The following is a 15,351-nucleotide window of genomic DNA, read 5'->3' on the forward strand; positions in this document are numbered from 1 at the left end:
TGCTCGCTACTCCTCCGATGCGATGTCGAAGATGCGGGAGACGAGATCGTCGATGGAGGTCCCGACGGGGAACACATCGCGGACGCCCAGCTCGCGCAGGCGGACGACGTCGCTCGGCGGGATAGTCCCGCCGACGACGATCGCGACGTCGTCCAGGTGCGCCTCCCTACAGGCGTCGAGCAGTTGCCGAGAGGCGTCGACGTGAACCCCTGAGAGCACCGAGAGCCCGATGACGTCGACGTCTTCGTCCACCGCTGCGCCGACGATCTGCTGTGGAGTCTGCTGGAGGCCGAGGTAAATCACCTCGGCTCCAGCATCACGCAACGCCATGCCCACGACCTTCACGCCGCGGTCGTGCCCGTCGAGGCCCGGTTTGGCAAGGAGGATCCTCGGACGAAAGCTGTTCACGCCGACGCCTGAGGGCTGAGTGCTCGGACAGCGAACTCGGCGTACACGCGCGTGGCCTCGACGATGTCGTCGATCGACAGGTGCTCGTCGGGGCAGTAAACCGGCTCGCCACCGGGGCCGAAGATGACGGTCGGGACCTTGTGGCCGAAGCTCGCGGTATCGCCGAGCCAGCTGGCGGCCTGCAGCGGCGGCTCGGCGCCATTGCGGACGGACTTGACCGAGGCGCGCATCAGTTCCACTACGTCGTCGCCGGGCTTGGCCAAGTAGCCGCTCTTGACGTCGACCAGCTCAAGCTTGGCACGGAAGCGGGGCTCGCGTTTGCGGGCGGCCGCGAGGCAGCGCTCGATCTCGGCCTGGACCTCTTCGACTGTGACGCCGGGCTGCGGACGGCAGTCGACGCGGACGACGCACTCGTCGGGAATCATCGACGGGCCGCCCGGCGGCAGGCCGCCGTAGACGCGACCGGGAGCCATGTAGGTCTCCTCGCCGAACAGGTCGGCGACCCAGTCCTCGATAGCCGGGGTGAGACGAGAGAGGTCGAGCTCGATGATCGCGTGCGAGGCGAGCATGTTCGCGTTGACCGCGAGGGGCTTGTGGCATGTGTGCGCCGACTTGCCCTGGACGGTGATGTCGAAGTAGTAGCGGCCGCGGTGGCCAAGGAAGATCTCGTTGCCGGAGAGTTCACCGAGGACGGCGAGGTCGGCGTTGTACTCGTCGAAGTAGCGGATCGAACCAAGCTGGTCGCCCATGTGGTCGGAGACGGCCGCCATGCCGACAGTGCCGTTCAACTGAACGCCGGAGTCGCGCAAGGCCTCCATCGCGACGATCTGGCAGACGAGCGCTGCCTTCATATCCATGATGCCGTGGCCGTAGATGGCGTTGTCGATGATCTCTCCGGAGAACGGTTCGGTCTTGCTCCAACCGATGGAGACCGGCTTGGTGTCCAGGTGGCCGGTCATCACGACGCGCTTGCCCTTGCCGAAGCTGAGCTCGCCGATGGCGTTGGGCCGGTCGCCGATGACGTCCTGGAGGCCGGCATTCTCAAAGTCGGCGTTCTTCATGTAGTCGGCGAGGAACTTCGCGAGAGGGCCTTCATCTCCGAGGATGCTCGGGATGCGGCACACCTCCTGCACGAGTTCGTTCAGCCGTGCGTAGTTGATTGCTTCCACAGCCTTCCGGGCCGCGGCGTCGATGGCGTCAGTCATGTGGTGGTCCCTTCTTACGTCGAAGGCGGTGAACAGAACCTATGATTTGAGATCTGATATGCAATGTAGCGAGGTTCGAACCAACACGCTACCCCTCGCGGCATGGATTGCGATCTGGCACGCAAAGCCCTTGAGTCGGCAAGGACGGCTTCGCAGGGGGGGGGGCTTCGGTCGACCGGCGGCCCCATTGAGGGCTGGGCAAACATGACGACAACACGTATGCTTCCAAAGATCGTATCTGAAATATAACATGCGAGGGGTGAACCATGGCTTCACCTGAGAGCGGCGGCCTGGTCCGAGCTCATGCAGGTCGCGGTCCCGTGGGACGGCCACGAAGAGGCCATAACAGCGATCGCGCCCGCTCTGGCCGGGAAGATCGTCGTCAGCTGTGTGAACCCGCTCGGCTTCGACAGGTTCGGTGCCTACGGGCTCCCGCTCACCGAGTCCGCGGCAGAGCAGTGGAGCGTCCGTGCAACGGCTTGAATGTGGGCCGTTCGATCTCGGTGGCCCGACGGGCGACGAGGATCCTGTCGGCGACCTCGTGCCCGGCGACTCCTACCGTGTCGGGTTCGAGGCGGAAGACGTCCTGCCCGGCGTGATCCCGGAGCAGGGCGGCAAGTCGAGGTGGGAACACCGTGGTACGCATGGGGGTCTCCGGGAAGGCCGAGGGGACGACCTCACCGATGTCTACCAGTACCTGTGGGTACGAATCGGCTTGATACGCCGGCTTAGTACCAGGCGCTGGCCTTGAGGCTCTTTCGAGCGGACACCTTGTGGCGGATGGCGAAGAGAATCTTCATCACGCACCCCCTTTCAGGGTGAAGACGGTACGCACGCCCCCCTTGTCGAGATCGTGCGCAGCTTGGCTCCTCGAGACTTCATCTCTCCGATTCACGATTGATATACGCCCAGTTCAGGCAGACCCTGTAGTTCCTGATGGCTCTTGCGGCAGCAGGGCAGTGCCCCGTGAACAGCGACTCGCCGACGAGCCCACCGGCGCCCTCGACACCATCAACGGCCGTGCCGCGCCGGACCTGTTGACCTCGCTGAACGACGAGGGACCACCATCGCGATCATCACCCACGACCAGGAAATCGCCCGGCGGCTGCCCCGAAGGGTCGAGATCCTCGACGGCCCCCTGGACGCGGACACCCGGGGTGACGTCCTCTGTGACGACACGTTTGCCATCCGTAGGGGACTCTCTCACCGAGAGACACGGGGAACCCCGGCCATGACCACCACACCGAACCGGCCCCCTGTGCGGCCCTGGGCGTTACCGCGCCGGACCGCCGAGGTCGACGGCAAGCAGGCCGGTCTTGGTGATCTTTTCGGTACCGTGAGGACGGCTCACCGCCACCTCGGAAGCGATGGTCAAGGTGGCGACGCTCTCAGCCGCCCGACTCGGTGAGGTCTGCCAGGAGTGCGTTGATGACGCGGTCGGTGGAGGCGGCCATGTCGACCGACTGGGGGGCGAGCAGCCATTGGACCTGCAGGCCGTCCATGACCGCGATGATCGCGTTGGCCGCGTCTTCGAGGTTCGAGTCCGCCTGGATCTCGCCGAGTTCGCGTGCTTCGGCGAGGGCTTCGGTGACGAAGATACGCAGTCCGGCGTAGCGGTCGCGGAAGTAGTCCTGCGCGGGGTGGCCTTCGGTCACGCTCTCCGCCGACAGGACGGCGTACAGCCGGACGATGCCTTCCCGTTCGGTGTTGCGGCGGGCGGTGTCGACAAGGTGGCGCAGGAAGGCCAGGCCCTGGGGGCGTTCTGGGCCGAGCTGTTCGATGTCGGTTTCGTCGCGCAGTGCCAGGATGCTGGTGAGCAGTTGGGCCTTGGAGCGGAAGTAGTGCAGGACGCCGGCCTGGGTGACTCCCGCGCGGTCGGCGATCTCCTGCAGGGAGGCGTTGTTGTAGCCGCGGGCGGCGAAGGTGTCCATGGCGATCCGCAGGATCTCCTGCCGCCGCTGCTGCGCTTTGAGGCTCTTTCCTGTGCGGGGCTGCCGCTCCTCGTTCGTCCTGCTCTCACTCATCGTGCGGGGTCTACGGGGCTGTCCATCAGTGCTCACGTGCCCATCAAACCCGGGAAATATCTTACGGACAAGGACTTACTAAGTACTTAGTAAGTGTGCTTTCCTGCTCCCGTTCCGCCCGCTGCGTGCCGCGTTGCGGCCTGGAAGGACGAGCATGAGCCGCCCTGCCCTCCCTGATGACACCGAGCTGTCCGACCGCATCCGGGCCCTGGATCTCGAGTCCAAGGTCCGGCTGCTGACGGGTGCGAGCCTGTGGAGACTTCCGGCCGAGCCCCGCCTCGGACTGTCGGCGGTGACTATGTCCGACGGCCCGCAGGGAGTGCGCGGGACCGGTGACGATCCGGCCGCCACCGGACTGCTGGCCCCGGCGCCCAGCGCACTGGCAGCGGCCTGGGACACCGAGCTCGCCGAGCGGCTGGGCACGCTTTTCGCCACGGAGGCGCGCCGCAAGGGTGTCGACGTCGTCCTGGGCCCGGTGGTGAACCTGCAGCGCACCCCGGTGGCCGGGCGGCACTTCGAGTACTTATCCGAGGACCCGCTCCTCACCGGCACCCTTGCCGCCGCCCTCGTACGCGGTCTGCAGGGCCAGGGCGTGGGTGCGTGCCTGAAGCACTTCGTGGCCAACGACTCCGAGACCGACCGCACCCGCTACCGCTCACGGCTCGACGAGCGGACCCTGCGCGAGGTCTACCTCGCCCCGTTCGAGCAGGTCCTCACCGAGGCTGAGCCGTGGAGCGTGATGGCCGCCTACTCGGGCGTCGACGACGGCATCGAGTCGGCGCCGATGACCGAGAACGCGCGGCTGCTGCGCGAGGTGCTGAAGGAGGAGTGGGGTCTTTCCGGGGTCGTGGTCAGTGACTGGGCCGCCACCCGTTCGACCGTCGCCTCGGCGCTCGGCGGCCTCGACCTGGTGATGCCCGGACCCGACCCGCTGTGGGGCGAGCCCCTGATCGAAGCCGTCCGTGCGGGCGAGGTGGACGAGCGGCTCATCGACGACAAGGTGTTACGGCTGCTGCGCCTGGCCCGGCACACCGGCCGGCTCGGCGCACCCAGGACCGACTCGCCACCGCCTGCCGTCCCGGAGGCACCGGGAGAGGCCGATTTCCGTCTCCTGCGCGAGGTCGCCGCCCGCGGCATGGTGCTGCTGCGCAACGAGGCGGGCCTGCTGCCGCTGGCGCCGGAAGGCATCCGCAGTGTCGCGCTGATCGGCCCGAACGCCGTGGCGCCGTACCTCCAGGGTGGCGGGAGCGCCTTCGTTCCGGCGGTGCGCACGGTGTCGTTCGAGGACGGGCTGCGCGCCGCGCTCCCCGAGCACGTCCGTCTGCGGGTGCACCGGGGCGGTGACTCCCGTCAGCGCCCGCCGTACCTGTCCGCCGCGCTGATCACCGATCCCGAGACCGGCGCCGCCGGCGTGCGCGCCGACCATCTCACCGTCGGCGGCAACCGTGTCGGCGGCGAGATCCGCCCCTCCGGCGACTGGAGCGGATACCGCGGCTTCGGGCCAAAGACGCACCGCGTGGTGCTGCACACGCTGCTGACCCTCACCGAGCCGGGGACGCACCGCCTGGAGATCGGGTGCGTCGGCCGCTACCAGGTGAGCGTCGACGGCGAGGAGGTCCTTACGGGCGACGACGACCGGGGCGTGGAGCTGATCCTCGACTCCACCCACAGCAACCCGCCGCTGCGCGGCATTGACCTCGTGGTGGGACCGCAGCCCCGTCGGATCGCCCTTGCCATCGACCTCACGGTGGTGGAACCGGGCGGCTACGACCGTTTCGTCACTGCTCAGTTGCGCCACGCCCCGCCGGGGCCGACGCCGTACGAGGAGATCACCGAAGCCGCCGCCGCGGCCCAGGCCGCCGATGCGACTGTGGTCGTCGTGGGCACCAATGAGGAGGTCGAGTCCGAGGGCTGGGACCGCACCACTCTCGACCTGCCCGCCCACCAGAACGAACTGGTCCGCAAGGTGCTCGCCGCCAACCCGCGCACCATCGTGGTCGTCAACGCCGGCGCCCCCGTACTGCTGCCCTGGGCCGACGAGGCACCCGCCCTGCTCTGGGCATGGCTGCCGGGCCAGGAGGCCGGGCACGCCCTCGCCGACGTCCTGCTGGGCCGCATCGAGCCGTCCGGCCGGCTGCCCTGGACGCTGCCCGCCCGCGCCGAGGACGTCCCCGTCCCCGACGCTCGCCCCCGTGACGGCATCGTGCACTACAGCGAGGGCGTCCACATCGGCCATCGGGCCTGGGACAAGGGCGGTCTCGTCCCGGCCTTCCCGTTCGGCCACGGACTCGGCTGGACCCGGTGGTCGTACGAGTCCGTGGACCTCTCACAGTCGTCCGTCTCCGCCGATCTGCCCGACCCCGCGGGCGGAGACGGGCTCACACTCACCGTGCATCTGACCAACACCGGGCCACGGGCTGGTCGTGAGGTCGTCCAGGTCTATCTGGAGCCGCCCCAGGACGGGCTCGACCGGCCGGTGCACCTGCTCGCCGGCTTCGCGCTCGTCCAGGCGGCGGCAGGCGAGCGCACCACTGCCGACCTGGACGTGCCCGCGCGCGCCTTTCAGGTCTGGGACACCGGCAGGCGCTGGCGTACCCCGCCGGGCCGTTACCGGCTGCACGTCGGACGCTCCAGCCGCGATCTGCGTCTCACGGCCGAAGTGACCGTCCACGACGGCGAGTTCCACGCCACCCGCTGACCCACCCGTCGTCTGCTCACCCCTCCCCCACCCCCTGCTTCTTCACCAGCTCGACGGCAAGGAGCCGCACCCATGCGTACGACCCGTCCCACCACCAGAACCCTCCAGATGGCCTGCGCCACCGTCGCCGCCGCCCTGCTGGCCACCGGCTGCGGCCGCAGCGACGACTCCGCGGCCGCCGACGCGCCGGCGACGATCAGCAGCGGCAAGGCCAAGGGCAAGCTCGTCATGTGGTCCATGGGCGACAAGGCCGACAAGGACCTGCAGAGCCTGGCGAAGAAGTTCGAGCAGCAGAACCCGGGCGTCACGGTGCAGGTCACCGCGGTGCCGTGGGACGCCGCGCACGAGAAGCTGACCACCGCGATCGCCGGCGGCAACACCCCCGACCTGTCGCTGATCGGCTCCACCTGGATGGCCGAAATGGCGGCCATGAAGGGCTTCCAGGCCACCCCCGCCTCGTTCAAGGCATCCGCGTTCTTCCCTGGCCAGTGGGACACCACGAAGTACAAGAACGCCTCCTATGGCGTGCCATTCATCGCCGACACCTCCGTCATCTACTACCGCACCGACATCACCGCGAAGGCCGGGATCAAGGGTGCCCCGGCCGATGACTGGGCCGGCTATCTGAAGGACCTGAAGGCCATCCAGGCCACCGCGGGCAAGCAGAACCCCAAGCTGCGCCACGCCACGCAGTTGCAGACCGGCTTCAACTCCTGGCTGTTCTGGCTGCCGTTGGTGTGGCAGCAGGGCGGGGACATCTACGACCCGGGCACCAAGAAGTTCACGTTCGACTCGCCCGCGGTCACCAAGGCACTGGAGTACTACAGCGGCATCTTCAAGGACGGTCTGTCACCGAACGACAAGACCGACTCCGGGCAGAATTTCCAGAACGGACTGATCGGCACCGTCCAGCAGGGCGCCAGCACCAGCGGCAACCTCCACCTCAACGCCCCCGCGCTGGACAGCACGTGGCAGACCATGCCCCTGCCCAAGGGCGAGCAGACCGCCGGGCTGGCCGGTGGCAGCGACCTGGCGGTGTTCAAGGACGCCAAGAACCCGGACGCGGCATGGAAGTTCGTCCAGTTCCTCACCGCCCCCGAGAACCTCGCCACGTACGCGGACGCCACCGGCAACCTGCCCGCCGCCGCCCAGTCCTGGTCGGAGGGCAAGCTGAGCGAGAACCCCAAGATGGCCGCCTTCGAAACTCAGTTGAAGGTCACCAAGGCCCCGCCGTCCATCACCACCTGGCAGCAGATCGCCGACACGATCGACAGCGAGCTGGAGAAGCTCGCCTACGGCAAGTCCACCCTCGCCGAGACGCAGAAGACCCTGCAGTCCAAGGCCGCCAGTATCGGCACCGGCCGCTGAACCGGCGACGCGCGCCTATCCCTCGTACGGACGGATGACAACCATGCCCACGAGCACCGTTGCCGGGCAGGGCACCAAGAAGCGCGACCCCGGCGGCGAGCAGTCGGCGGCCCGCCGCCGAACCCTCTCACCGCGGTTGCGGCGCGCCGCACAGGGTCGCCGGAGCCGGGCCGCGTGGACCCTCGCGGCCCCGTTCCTCGTCCTGTTCCTCGCCTTCATGCTGCTGCCGGTCGTCTGGTCGATGCTGATGAGCCTGACCGACACGCAGAGCGCCGACCTGCGGACCCCGCTGAACGTGTCATTCATCGGCCTCGACAACTACGTCCGGCTGTTCGCGGACGAGCAGTTCGTTCATGCGCTGCGCAACACGGCCGTGTTCGTCCTGGTGGGTCTGCCGCTGACGCTGGCCGCCGGGCTGGCCGCGGCGGTCGTTCTGAACAGCGGCATCCGCCGTTTCCGGGCCCTCTTCCGGGTCGGCTTCTACCTGCCGGTGATCACCAGCGTCGTGGCCGTGGCCGTGGTGTGGAAGACGCTTCTGGAACCGCGGGCGGGGCTGGTGAACACCGTGCTGGCCTGGTTCGGGATCGACGGGCCGGCCTGGCTGGCGGACACCCGATTCGCGCTGCCCGTCATGATCGTGATGGCGGTGTGGCGCAACCTCGGCACGGTGATGATCATCATGTTGGCGGGTCTGCAGTCCGTGCCCCAGTCCCTGATGGAGGCGGCCGAACTCGACGGCGCCGGAGCCTGGCAGCGGTTCTGGCGGGTCACCTTCCCGCTCTTGCGCCCCGCTCTGCTGCTGACCGCTGTGACCACCGGCATCGGCTATCTGCAGTTCTTCGACGAGCCGTTCGTGATGACCGACGGCGGGCCCCTGGACTCGACCTTGTCGGCCACGTTGTACGCCTACAAACAGTTCGGCAACGGCAACTACGACATGGCCACCGCGGCCGGCTACGTCGTCTTCGTCCTCATCGTCGCTCTGACCGTCCTGCAGTTCCGCGTGCTGCGAGACAAGGACTGACCGCCATGAGTACCCTCACCCGCCCTCGCACCGCACCCGCGGACACCGACCGGGCCCTGCGCCGTCGCCGCATCCGACAGGCCTGGGGCCGGCCCTGGCTGTATGGGCCGCTCTTCGGCTGCCTGCTGCTGATGATCACACCGTTCCTGTGGATGCTGTCCGGCTCCCTCAAGCCCGAGGCCGACATCCGCAAGTTCCCGCCCGACCTGATCCCCAGGCACCCCACGTTCACGAACTACCGGCAGTTGTTCAGCAGCCTGGACTTCACGACCATGTTCACCAACTCGGTGATCGTGGCCCTGGCCGTCACCGCCGGCAACCTGCTCTTCTGCTCGATGCTGGGCTACGCCCTGGCGAAGCTCGAATTCCGCGGTCGGCGCACGGTGTTCACGCTGGTCATCGCCACACTGATGGTGCCGGGTCTGGTCACCTTCGTGCCGCTGTATGTGCTGGTGGCCAACATGAAACTGACCGGCTCGCTGCTCGGCTTGATCCTGCCGTTCCTGGCCGCCCCGTTCGGGGTGTTCCTGATGCGGCAGTTCATCTCCACCCTGCCCGATGAACTCATCGACGCCGCCCGCGTGGACGGCTGCCGTGAACTGGCCATCTTCTGGAAGATCATTCTGCCGCTGACCAGGCCGGCCCTCGCCACCCTGGGCATCATCACCTTCCTCGGCTCCTGGAACAACTTCCTGTGGCCACTGGTCGTGGCCCAGAACGAGGACCAGTACACCCTCCCCGTCGGCCTCGCCCTGGCCAGCAGCGGACAGGACTTCACCCGCTTCGGCGTCCTGCTCGCCGGCAGCGTCGGCGTCCTGCTCCCGGTGATGATCGTCTTCCTGCTCTTCCAGCGCCACTTCGTCGCCGGCATCGCCACCACCGGCCTGAAGTGACCCCTGCTCCGACGCCCTTTCCGCCCCCACCCGCCGGTTTCGCACACCGCAGTCCACCTCTGCAACCCACGCAAGGAGCCGCACCATGAAACCCACCCTCCGGGGACGGCGCCGGGCCGCTCTCGCAGCCGCCACGACCCTGCTCACCACGTTCTCCGTCCTGTCGGCAGCCACACCCGTCCTGGCCGCTCCCGCACCCGGCAAGGCACAGGTCTGGCTCACCGACCTGTCCACCGACACCCACCTGGCCAAGCAGTCACCAGTGACCTGGAAGGCCGGCCCCGCACCGGCCGGTTCCTCCGGCTCGGCGATCACCGTGGACACCAACCGCGCGTACCAGTCCATAGCCGGCTTCGGGGCCTCGTTCACCGACTCCTCCGCCTGGCTGGTCGGCACCAAACTCGACACCACGCAGCGCAACGCCCTGATGCACGACCTGTTCAGCCGCCGCGACGGCATCGGCCTGAGCTTCCTGCGTCAGCCCATGGGCGCCAGCGACTTCACCGTGAGCGGCAACTACTCCTATGACGACATGCCCGCCGGCCAGAGCGACCCCGCACTCGCCCACTTCAGCGTCGACCACGACCGGGCGTACACGATCCCCCTGCTGAAGCAGGCCGGCCGGATCAACCCGCAGCTGACCGTCATGGCCAGCCCGTGGAGCGCACCGGGCTGGATGAAGACCAGCGGCTCGATGGTCACGGGGCAGCTCAAGCCGGACGCCTATCAGGCGTATGCCGACTACTTCGCGAAATTCCTCAAGGCGTATGCGGCGGCCGGGGTACCGGTGCGCTACGTCACCCCGCAGAACGAGCCGCTGTACGAGCCCTCCACCTACCCAGGCATGGCCATGCCCGCCGACCAGGAAAAGACCTTCGCCACCGACTACCTCGCCCCGACGCTCAAGGCTCAGGGCCTGTCCACCCGCATCCTGGGCTACGACCACAACTGGGACGTCACCAGCTACCCCGAGTCCCTGTACACCGACCCGACCGCAGCCCAAAGCTTCGCCGGTACGGCCTGGCACTGTTACGCCGGTGACGTGACGGCGCAGACCGTCGCCCACAACGACTACCCCAACAAGCCCGCCTTCCAGACCGAGTGCTCCGGCGGCGCCTGGGAGGGCGACGAACAGGACGGCTTCGCCGGCACGATGGACAACGTCATCAACGCCCCCCGGAACTGGGCGCAGAGCAGCGTCCGCTGGAACATGGCCCTTGACGCCGACAGCGGCCCCACCAACAACGGATGCACCGACTGCCGCCCGGTGGTGACGGTCGCACCGAACACCGACGGCAAGTGGACGTACACGCCGACGGCCGACTACTGGGGGCTGGCGCAGGCCAGCAAGTTCGTCCAGCCGGGCGCGCGCCGGGTCGCCTCCAACACCCTCGGCAAGGGCAGCATCGAGGACGTCGCCTTCACCAACCCCGACGGCTCCACCGCACTGGTCACCTACAACTCGGGTACCACCGACCGCACCTTCACCGTCGGCTGGGGAAGCCGCCACTTCAGCTACACGCTGGCCGCGGGAGCCGCCGCGACGTTCACCTGGACGGGCAACCAGAGCGGAAGCACCGCCCCCGCCGCCATCGGCTCCGTCGACATCCCCTTCCGCAACCCTGACGGCAGCAAGGCCCTGATCAGCTACGACAGCAGCCTTGTGGCCCGGCAGCACCAGGTCCGCCTCGGCGGCAACTGGGCCGGCTACACCCTGCCCGCCGGCGCCTCCCTCACCCCGCCCACCGGCGAGACGGCCCTGTCCCGCGACGGCTGGCAGGCAACAGCCTCCGCGAGCGGCCCGGACGACCCGCCGTCCCAGGCCATCGACGGCGACCCGGCCACGCGCTGGAGCCTGGGCCACGCCATGCAGTCGCAAGACTGGTTCCAGGTCGACCTCGGCTCCACCCAGACCTTCAACCAGGTCGTCCTGGACACCACCGCCTCGTCCGGCGACTACGTCCGCCAGTACGAGGTGTCCACCTCCGACGACGGCACCACGTGGAGCAAGCCGATCGCGACCGGGGCGGGCAACACCGTGGCCCGGATCCTGCTGCCCAAGACCACCGCCCGCTACCTCCGGGTGACCAACAAGACCAGCTCCGGCAGCTGGTGGTCCATCCACGAATTGTCCGTCCTCGCTCCGGGCGGCAAGACTGCCTCAAGTGCAAGCGAGACCATGGCTGTTCAGCGCAAAACTGCGGCGCTGCCCGACGGCACCCAGCTGACAGCTGTCTACAACTCCGGCAACAGCACCGCCACGTTCGACGTCCCGTGGGGCGACACGACGTACAGCTACCGACTGCCCCCCGGCGCCGCCGCGATCTTCACCACCCGCTCAGCCTGACCCGCCCCCCCACGCTGCCATAGCAAGTTCACCGGAACCACCACAGAGAGGAAGAACTGGACAGCCCAACCTGCGGGGTCCCCACGGCGGGCCTGGCCAAGAACACTCGACCCATCCCGCTCCGCGCCGGGCGGTCCGGGGTCAGGTCACCGAGCCGGCACGCTTCCTCGACGTCCGTGCCTGACGTGGCTGGTGGGTCACGCGCGGTGGGTACCCCGCACAGGAACGGGCCAGTGAAGATGGCCAGAAGTCCAAGGCTGAGATCGTCGAACCGCACCAGCACTGTGGCCCTCGCTCACCGGAGCAGAACCGCGCCGGCAATCAGGGGGTGACAACTCACAGCCGAACGAAAAGGGAGGGCTTCCGGTAGGCCAATGTGAGCCAGGACGAGTCAACTGTGCAGGCCAGGCCCCGGGTGACGTCCACCATGGTGTAGCCGCAGGAGTGCGGGCCGCAGACGACTCCGCGACGGGGGTTGAAGAAGCCGCCCTCTTCCCGGAACTTCCACGCGATCCGCTTGAGGTGCAGGCAACGGGAGAGCCGGTCCTGCGGACGCGTGGCCCTGCGGATGGCCATGGTCGACGCGGTCGAGTCACGGCCAGGAACGGATCCGGACCGCGCCAGTTTCACCATCGCCCGGGAGACCGCCCGCGACGCGGTTGTCCTGAATGCCGGGCACGGGCCGGACCCCCGCAATGTGCTGATGTTCTGCACTTCATGTCCGTAGATCCCGACCGAACCTGGACTCCCCGCGCAGTCGCGACCGCCCTTCACGTCCGCAACGCCCACAGCTTTGCGACACAGATGGGCCAGTGGGTGGCCGACGGACTCCTCCGTAAGATCAGCCATGGCACATACGTACGTGCCGACACCTGGATATCCGCCCCTTGACGAAGTCAACAAACCCCTGACTACGCGGTGTTGGGCATCAGCCGCATAACCCGCGTCAGGATTCGGGGTCAAGACCCGATTGGACACTCCCCCGCCCGGCTCCACAGCCCCGCCGCATCGTCCGCTGGATCATGACCGCCCTCGGAGACCTGACAGCCGATGATGCCGCCGATCTCAAGGAGATCCGGACCAGCTACCCCGAACTCGACGCCGTCACCCACCACGTCCGCAACTTCGCCACCATGATGGGCGACCTGCGGGCCTGTTCAACGAACTCGCGCCGGACGGAACGGTTTCCGTCGTCTGCGTCGGCCCACCACCCCTGACGTAACCTCGCCGACCGCCCTCGCAAGATTGAGTCATCAACCCCAACCACCCGGGGTTGTGCTGACCCTCACGAGGTGGTGCCCGAATCCAGGACGCCGGACTGTGCATGCTCCTGCTGTCGGAACTGGGTTGGGGCGACGCCTGTTGTGCGGGTGAAGACGCGGGAGAAGTACGCCGGGTCGGCGTAGCCGACGGTCCGGGCGATGGCTGCGACGGACTGGTCGCTGCCGGCCAGCAGTGCTTTGGCCCTGGTCATGCGGTATCGCGTCAGGTATTCGATGGGCGTGGAGCCAGTGCAGCGGCGTACCTCAGTGGCCAGGGTGTCCCGCGAGACGGCAAGTTCGGCCGCGACTGCCGAGATTCTGACTGGCAGATGGGCATCGCGGGCCAGGATTTCCAGTGCACGTCGGCCGATGCTGCTGTTGACTCGAGTTCCCTCAGCATGCGGTGAGGCGCCGATGGCAGCGATCAGGGTGTGCAGGAGCGCGGCGGCACGGACGTGTGCGGGCACCGACTCTGGTTGTCCGGCGGTTTCGAGCAGTTTCACGAAGGTGGCCTGGATCAGCTTGGTGTCGGCTGCAGCGACGAGATGGGATCCGGAGCCGAGAAGGCCCAATGCCTCGTATCCTGTCGTGGCTGGACCCTCAAAGAGGACCCAGTACTCGGCCCAGGCTGTACCCGGCAGAGGGCCGTAGTGGTGAGGGATGCCGGGTGGAAGCCAGAAGAGAGAGCCTGGACTCACTTCCCGAAAGCCAGGCAAGCCCTGGAGGGACAGTCGGCCCGAGCCCGCAGTGACATAGACGCCGGCGTAAGTAGTCAGGGTGCGATGTGACCAGGTCCGGCGCTGCTCGGGGATCCGACCGACTCCGGTGACAGCCAGACCCAGTGCCCGTACCTCCGCCGGCGGGGTCAGATAGCGACTGGAGGGCGGGACTGGACTACCCACGGGCCTCCTGTCGACAGATGTCCAAGTACTGGGGGACATACTCCATGGTCCTCATGACATCACAGGCAGCAGCATGTCAGGCATGCAGAATAGCGACGCATCCCGGTCGACGGGAGTCCTGACCTCGAACGGCTACGTCCTCGACCCGAGCCCTCGTCGGCTTGGTCGCCTGATGCCTGTCCCCGAGGAGGAGCGCAAGGACCTCGGTGCCCTGCACGAGCGGTTTCGCCGCGAGGGCTATCTCTTGTTTCCTGGCTTCTTCGAGGCTGAGACTGTTCTGGATTTCCGGCGCCACTACTTTGCCCAATTGGCTCCCAGCGGGCTTACCCGTCCAGGTACTGACCCGGGAGAAGGTGTTGCCGGCACCTCGGACCGGCTCGATCGCGCCGCCTTGCGGCGGATCCTCTTCAACGATCTCGTGCCTGGCCCTGAGTATGAGGCCCTGTGCCGGCATCCACGACTGGTTGCTTTCTACCGGTGGTTCCTCGGCACGGAGGGCCTTCACCTGCACAGGCGGAAGATCATTCGGCACATTGGTCCAGGGGAGACCGGTATCGGCACTGCCACCCAGGCACACTACGACTTGGTCTACCTCCGCGAAGGGACCGACCGCGTAGTCTCGTCCTGGATCCCACTCGGCGATGTCCCACTCGCACGCGGGCCGCTGATCTACCTGGAGGGCAGCCACCACCGAGTGCTCCGAGAGGAGGCCGCAGGAAGACTCAAGCGGCCCGCTGCCTCGATGACGGCCGATTTGCCGGGGCTGGCCGAAGAGTATGACAGCCGTTGGCTGATCACGGACTTCGCCGCCGGGGACCTGATGGTCCACAACGCCCACATCATCCACGCCTCTCTCGACAACACCGACCCGCATGGCCTGTTCCGGCTCTCCACCGATCTCCGCTACCAGGCCGCGGCGGACCCGATCGACCAGCGCTGGCAGAAGCACTGGCATGACCAGGATGGACTGTGAACCCAACCGGCAGCGTATGACGCCAAGGAGTGAGCGGTCCCGGTGCCCTGCAGCCTGCCGCTGATCCTGCCGGCCGTGATCCCGGCCGGAGCCGACGCCGTGCTGTCCGCACGCGTCGACTACGAGACGCATTACCTCAATGTCGGCAACCGCAACGTACGCTCCATGATGCGCTGGGTTGCGACCTGCTCCCGCTATGACGACGAGGTGAGCTGCCCCGAGTTTCGCAGAGTCCGACCTTGATGGT

General features: G+C 67.6%; 15 protein-coding genes and 2 pseudogenes. 10 read left to right on the forward strand and 7 right to left on the reverse strand.

The genetic code is table 11. From position 1 onward, the window contains the following. Window positions 1-6: 6 nt before the first annotated feature. Window positions 7-408 (reverse strand): cobalamin B12-binding domain-containing protein, encoded by a 402-nt coding sequence (locus ACWEKM_RS09045; RefSeq protein WP_451620490.1) that lies wholly within the window; start codon window positions 406-408, stop codon window positions 7-9. Beyond that, on the reverse strand, window positions 405-1,613 hold the full coding sequence (locus ACWEKM_RS09050) for a M20 family metallopeptidase (protein ID WP_451620491.1): 1,209 nt from the start codon (window positions 1,611-1,613) through the stop codon (window positions 405-407). Before ACWEKM_RS09050 ends, ACWEKM_RS09045 begins: the two co-directional genes overlap by 4 nt. A 303-nt stretch (window positions 1,614-1,916) precedes the next feature. Here ACWEKM_RS09050 and ACWEKM_RS09055 point away from each other — a divergent pair, with 303 nt between their 5' ends. Then, on the forward strand, window positions 1,917-2,096 hold the full coding sequence (locus ACWEKM_RS09055; protein ID WP_451620536.1) for a hypothetical protein: 180 nt from the start codon (window positions 1,917-1,919) through the stop codon (window positions 2,094-2,096). Here the strand turns inward: ACWEKM_RS09055 and ACWEKM_RS09060 are convergent. Together ACWEKM_RS09060 and ACWEKM_RS09065 are read right to left on the reverse strand one after the other, a co-directional pair. After that, window positions 2,074-2,259 (reverse strand): annotated as a pseudogene (locus tag ACWEKM_RS09060) (cytochrome P450); the annotation flags it as partial. The gene ACWEKM_RS09055 and the pseudogene ACWEKM_RS09060 sit on opposite strands and share 23 nt — an antisense overlap. An 82-nt stretch (window positions 2,260-2,341) precedes the next feature. After that, window positions 2,342-2,413, reverse strand: a complete 72-nt coding sequence (locus tag ACWEKM_RS09065; RefSeq protein ID WP_451620535.1) for a tryptorubin family RiPP precursor — start codon at window positions 2,411-2,413, stop codon at window positions 2,342-2,344. Between the two features lie 177 nt (window positions 2,414-2,590). Here ACWEKM_RS09065 and ACWEKM_RS09070 point away from each other — a divergent pair. After that, window positions 2,591-2,766 (forward strand): annotated as a pseudogene (locus ACWEKM_RS09070) (ABC transporter ATP-binding protein); the annotation flags it as partial. Window positions 2,767-3,001: 235 nt separating this feature from the next. Here the strand turns inward: ACWEKM_RS09070 and ACWEKM_RS09075 are convergent. Continuing rightward, complete coding sequence (locus tag ACWEKM_RS09075) at window positions 3,002-3,637, reverse strand: TetR/AcrR family transcriptional regulator (RefSeq protein WP_451620492.1); 636 nt, start codon at window positions 3,635-3,637, stop codon at window positions 3,002-3,004. A 154-nt stretch (window positions 3,638-3,791) separates the two neighbouring features. On the opposite strand from ACWEKM_RS09075, the gene ACWEKM_RS09080 reads away from it, so the two are divergent. The 5 genes from ACWEKM_RS09080 (at window position 3,792) to ACWEKM_RS09100 (ending at window position 11,967) form a co-directional block, all read left to right on the forward strand. Then, a complete protein-coding gene (locus ACWEKM_RS09080) occupies window positions 3,792-6,335 on the forward strand; it encodes a beta-glucosidase (RefSeq protein WP_451620493.1) in 2,544 nt (847 codons plus the stop codon). A 72-nt stretch (window positions 6,336-6,407) separates the two neighbouring features. Continuing rightward, window positions 6,408-7,703, forward strand: a complete 1,296-nt coding sequence (locus tag ACWEKM_RS09085; protein WP_451620494.1) for an extracellular solute-binding protein — start codon at window positions 6,408-6,410, stop codon at window positions 7,701-7,703. A gap of 34 nt (window positions 7,704-7,737) precedes the next feature. Then, the gene (locus tag ACWEKM_RS09090) at window positions 7,738-8,727 is read left to right on the forward strand and encodes a carbohydrate ABC transporter permease (RefSeq protein WP_451620495.1); all 990 of its coding nucleotides are present in this window, start codon (window positions 7,738-7,740) and stop codon (window positions 8,725-8,727) included. A gap of 5 nt (window positions 8,728-8,732) precedes the next feature. Further along, entirely contained in the window at window positions 8,733-9,620 is an 888-nt protein-coding gene (locus ACWEKM_RS09095) for a carbohydrate ABC transporter permease (RefSeq protein WP_451620496.1), read from the forward strand. Window positions 9,621-9,705: 85 nt separating this feature from the next. Next, window positions 9,706-11,967 (forward strand): discoidin domain-containing protein, encoded by a 2,262-nt coding sequence (locus ACWEKM_RS09100; RefSeq protein ID WP_451620497.1) that lies wholly within the window; start codon window positions 9,706-9,708, stop codon window positions 11,965-11,967. 336 nt (window positions 11,968-12,303) lie between these two features. Here the strand turns inward: ACWEKM_RS09100 and ACWEKM_RS09105 are convergent, their stop codons facing one another. After that, window positions 12,304-12,543 carry a hypothetical protein gene (locus ACWEKM_RS09105; protein ID WP_451620498.1) on the reverse strand — a complete coding sequence of 80 codons (240 nt, stop codon included), beginning with the start codon at window positions 12,541-12,543 and terminating at the stop codon, window positions 12,304-12,306. A 446-nt stretch (window positions 12,544-12,989) separates the two neighbouring features. Here ACWEKM_RS09105 and ACWEKM_RS09110 point away from each other — a divergent pair, with 446 nt between their 5' ends. Next, window positions 12,990-13,184 (forward strand): hypothetical protein, encoded by a 195-nt coding sequence (locus ACWEKM_RS09110; protein ID WP_451620499.1) that lies wholly within the window; start codon window positions 12,990-12,992, stop codon window positions 13,182-13,184. Window positions 13,185-13,252: 68 nt separating this feature from the next. On the opposite strand, the gene ACWEKM_RS09115 is transcribed toward ACWEKM_RS09110, so the two are convergent. Next, the gene (locus ACWEKM_RS09115; protein ID WP_451620500.1) at window positions 13,253-14,170 is read right to left on the reverse strand and encodes a helix-turn-helix domain-containing protein; all 918 of its coding nucleotides are present in this window, start codon (window positions 14,168-14,170) and stop codon (window positions 13,253-13,255) included. Window positions 14,171-14,213: 43 nt separating this feature from the next. Here ACWEKM_RS09115 and ACWEKM_RS09120 point away from each other — a divergent pair, with 43 nt between their 5' ends. Continuing rightward, entirely contained in the window at window positions 14,214-15,104 is an 891-nt protein-coding gene (locus tag ACWEKM_RS09120; protein WP_451620501.1) for a phytanoyl-CoA dioxygenase family protein, read from the forward strand. Between the two features lie 42 nt (window positions 15,105-15,146). After that, window positions 15,147-15,347, forward strand: coding sequence for a hypothetical protein (locus ACWEKM_RS09125; RefSeq protein ID WP_451620537.1), 201 nt, complete (start codon window positions 15,147-15,149; stop codon window positions 15,345-15,347). Window positions 15,348-15,351: the final 4 nt, after the last annotated feature.

The sequence above is a fragment of the Streptomyces sp. NPDC004752 genome (assembly GCF_053601275.1).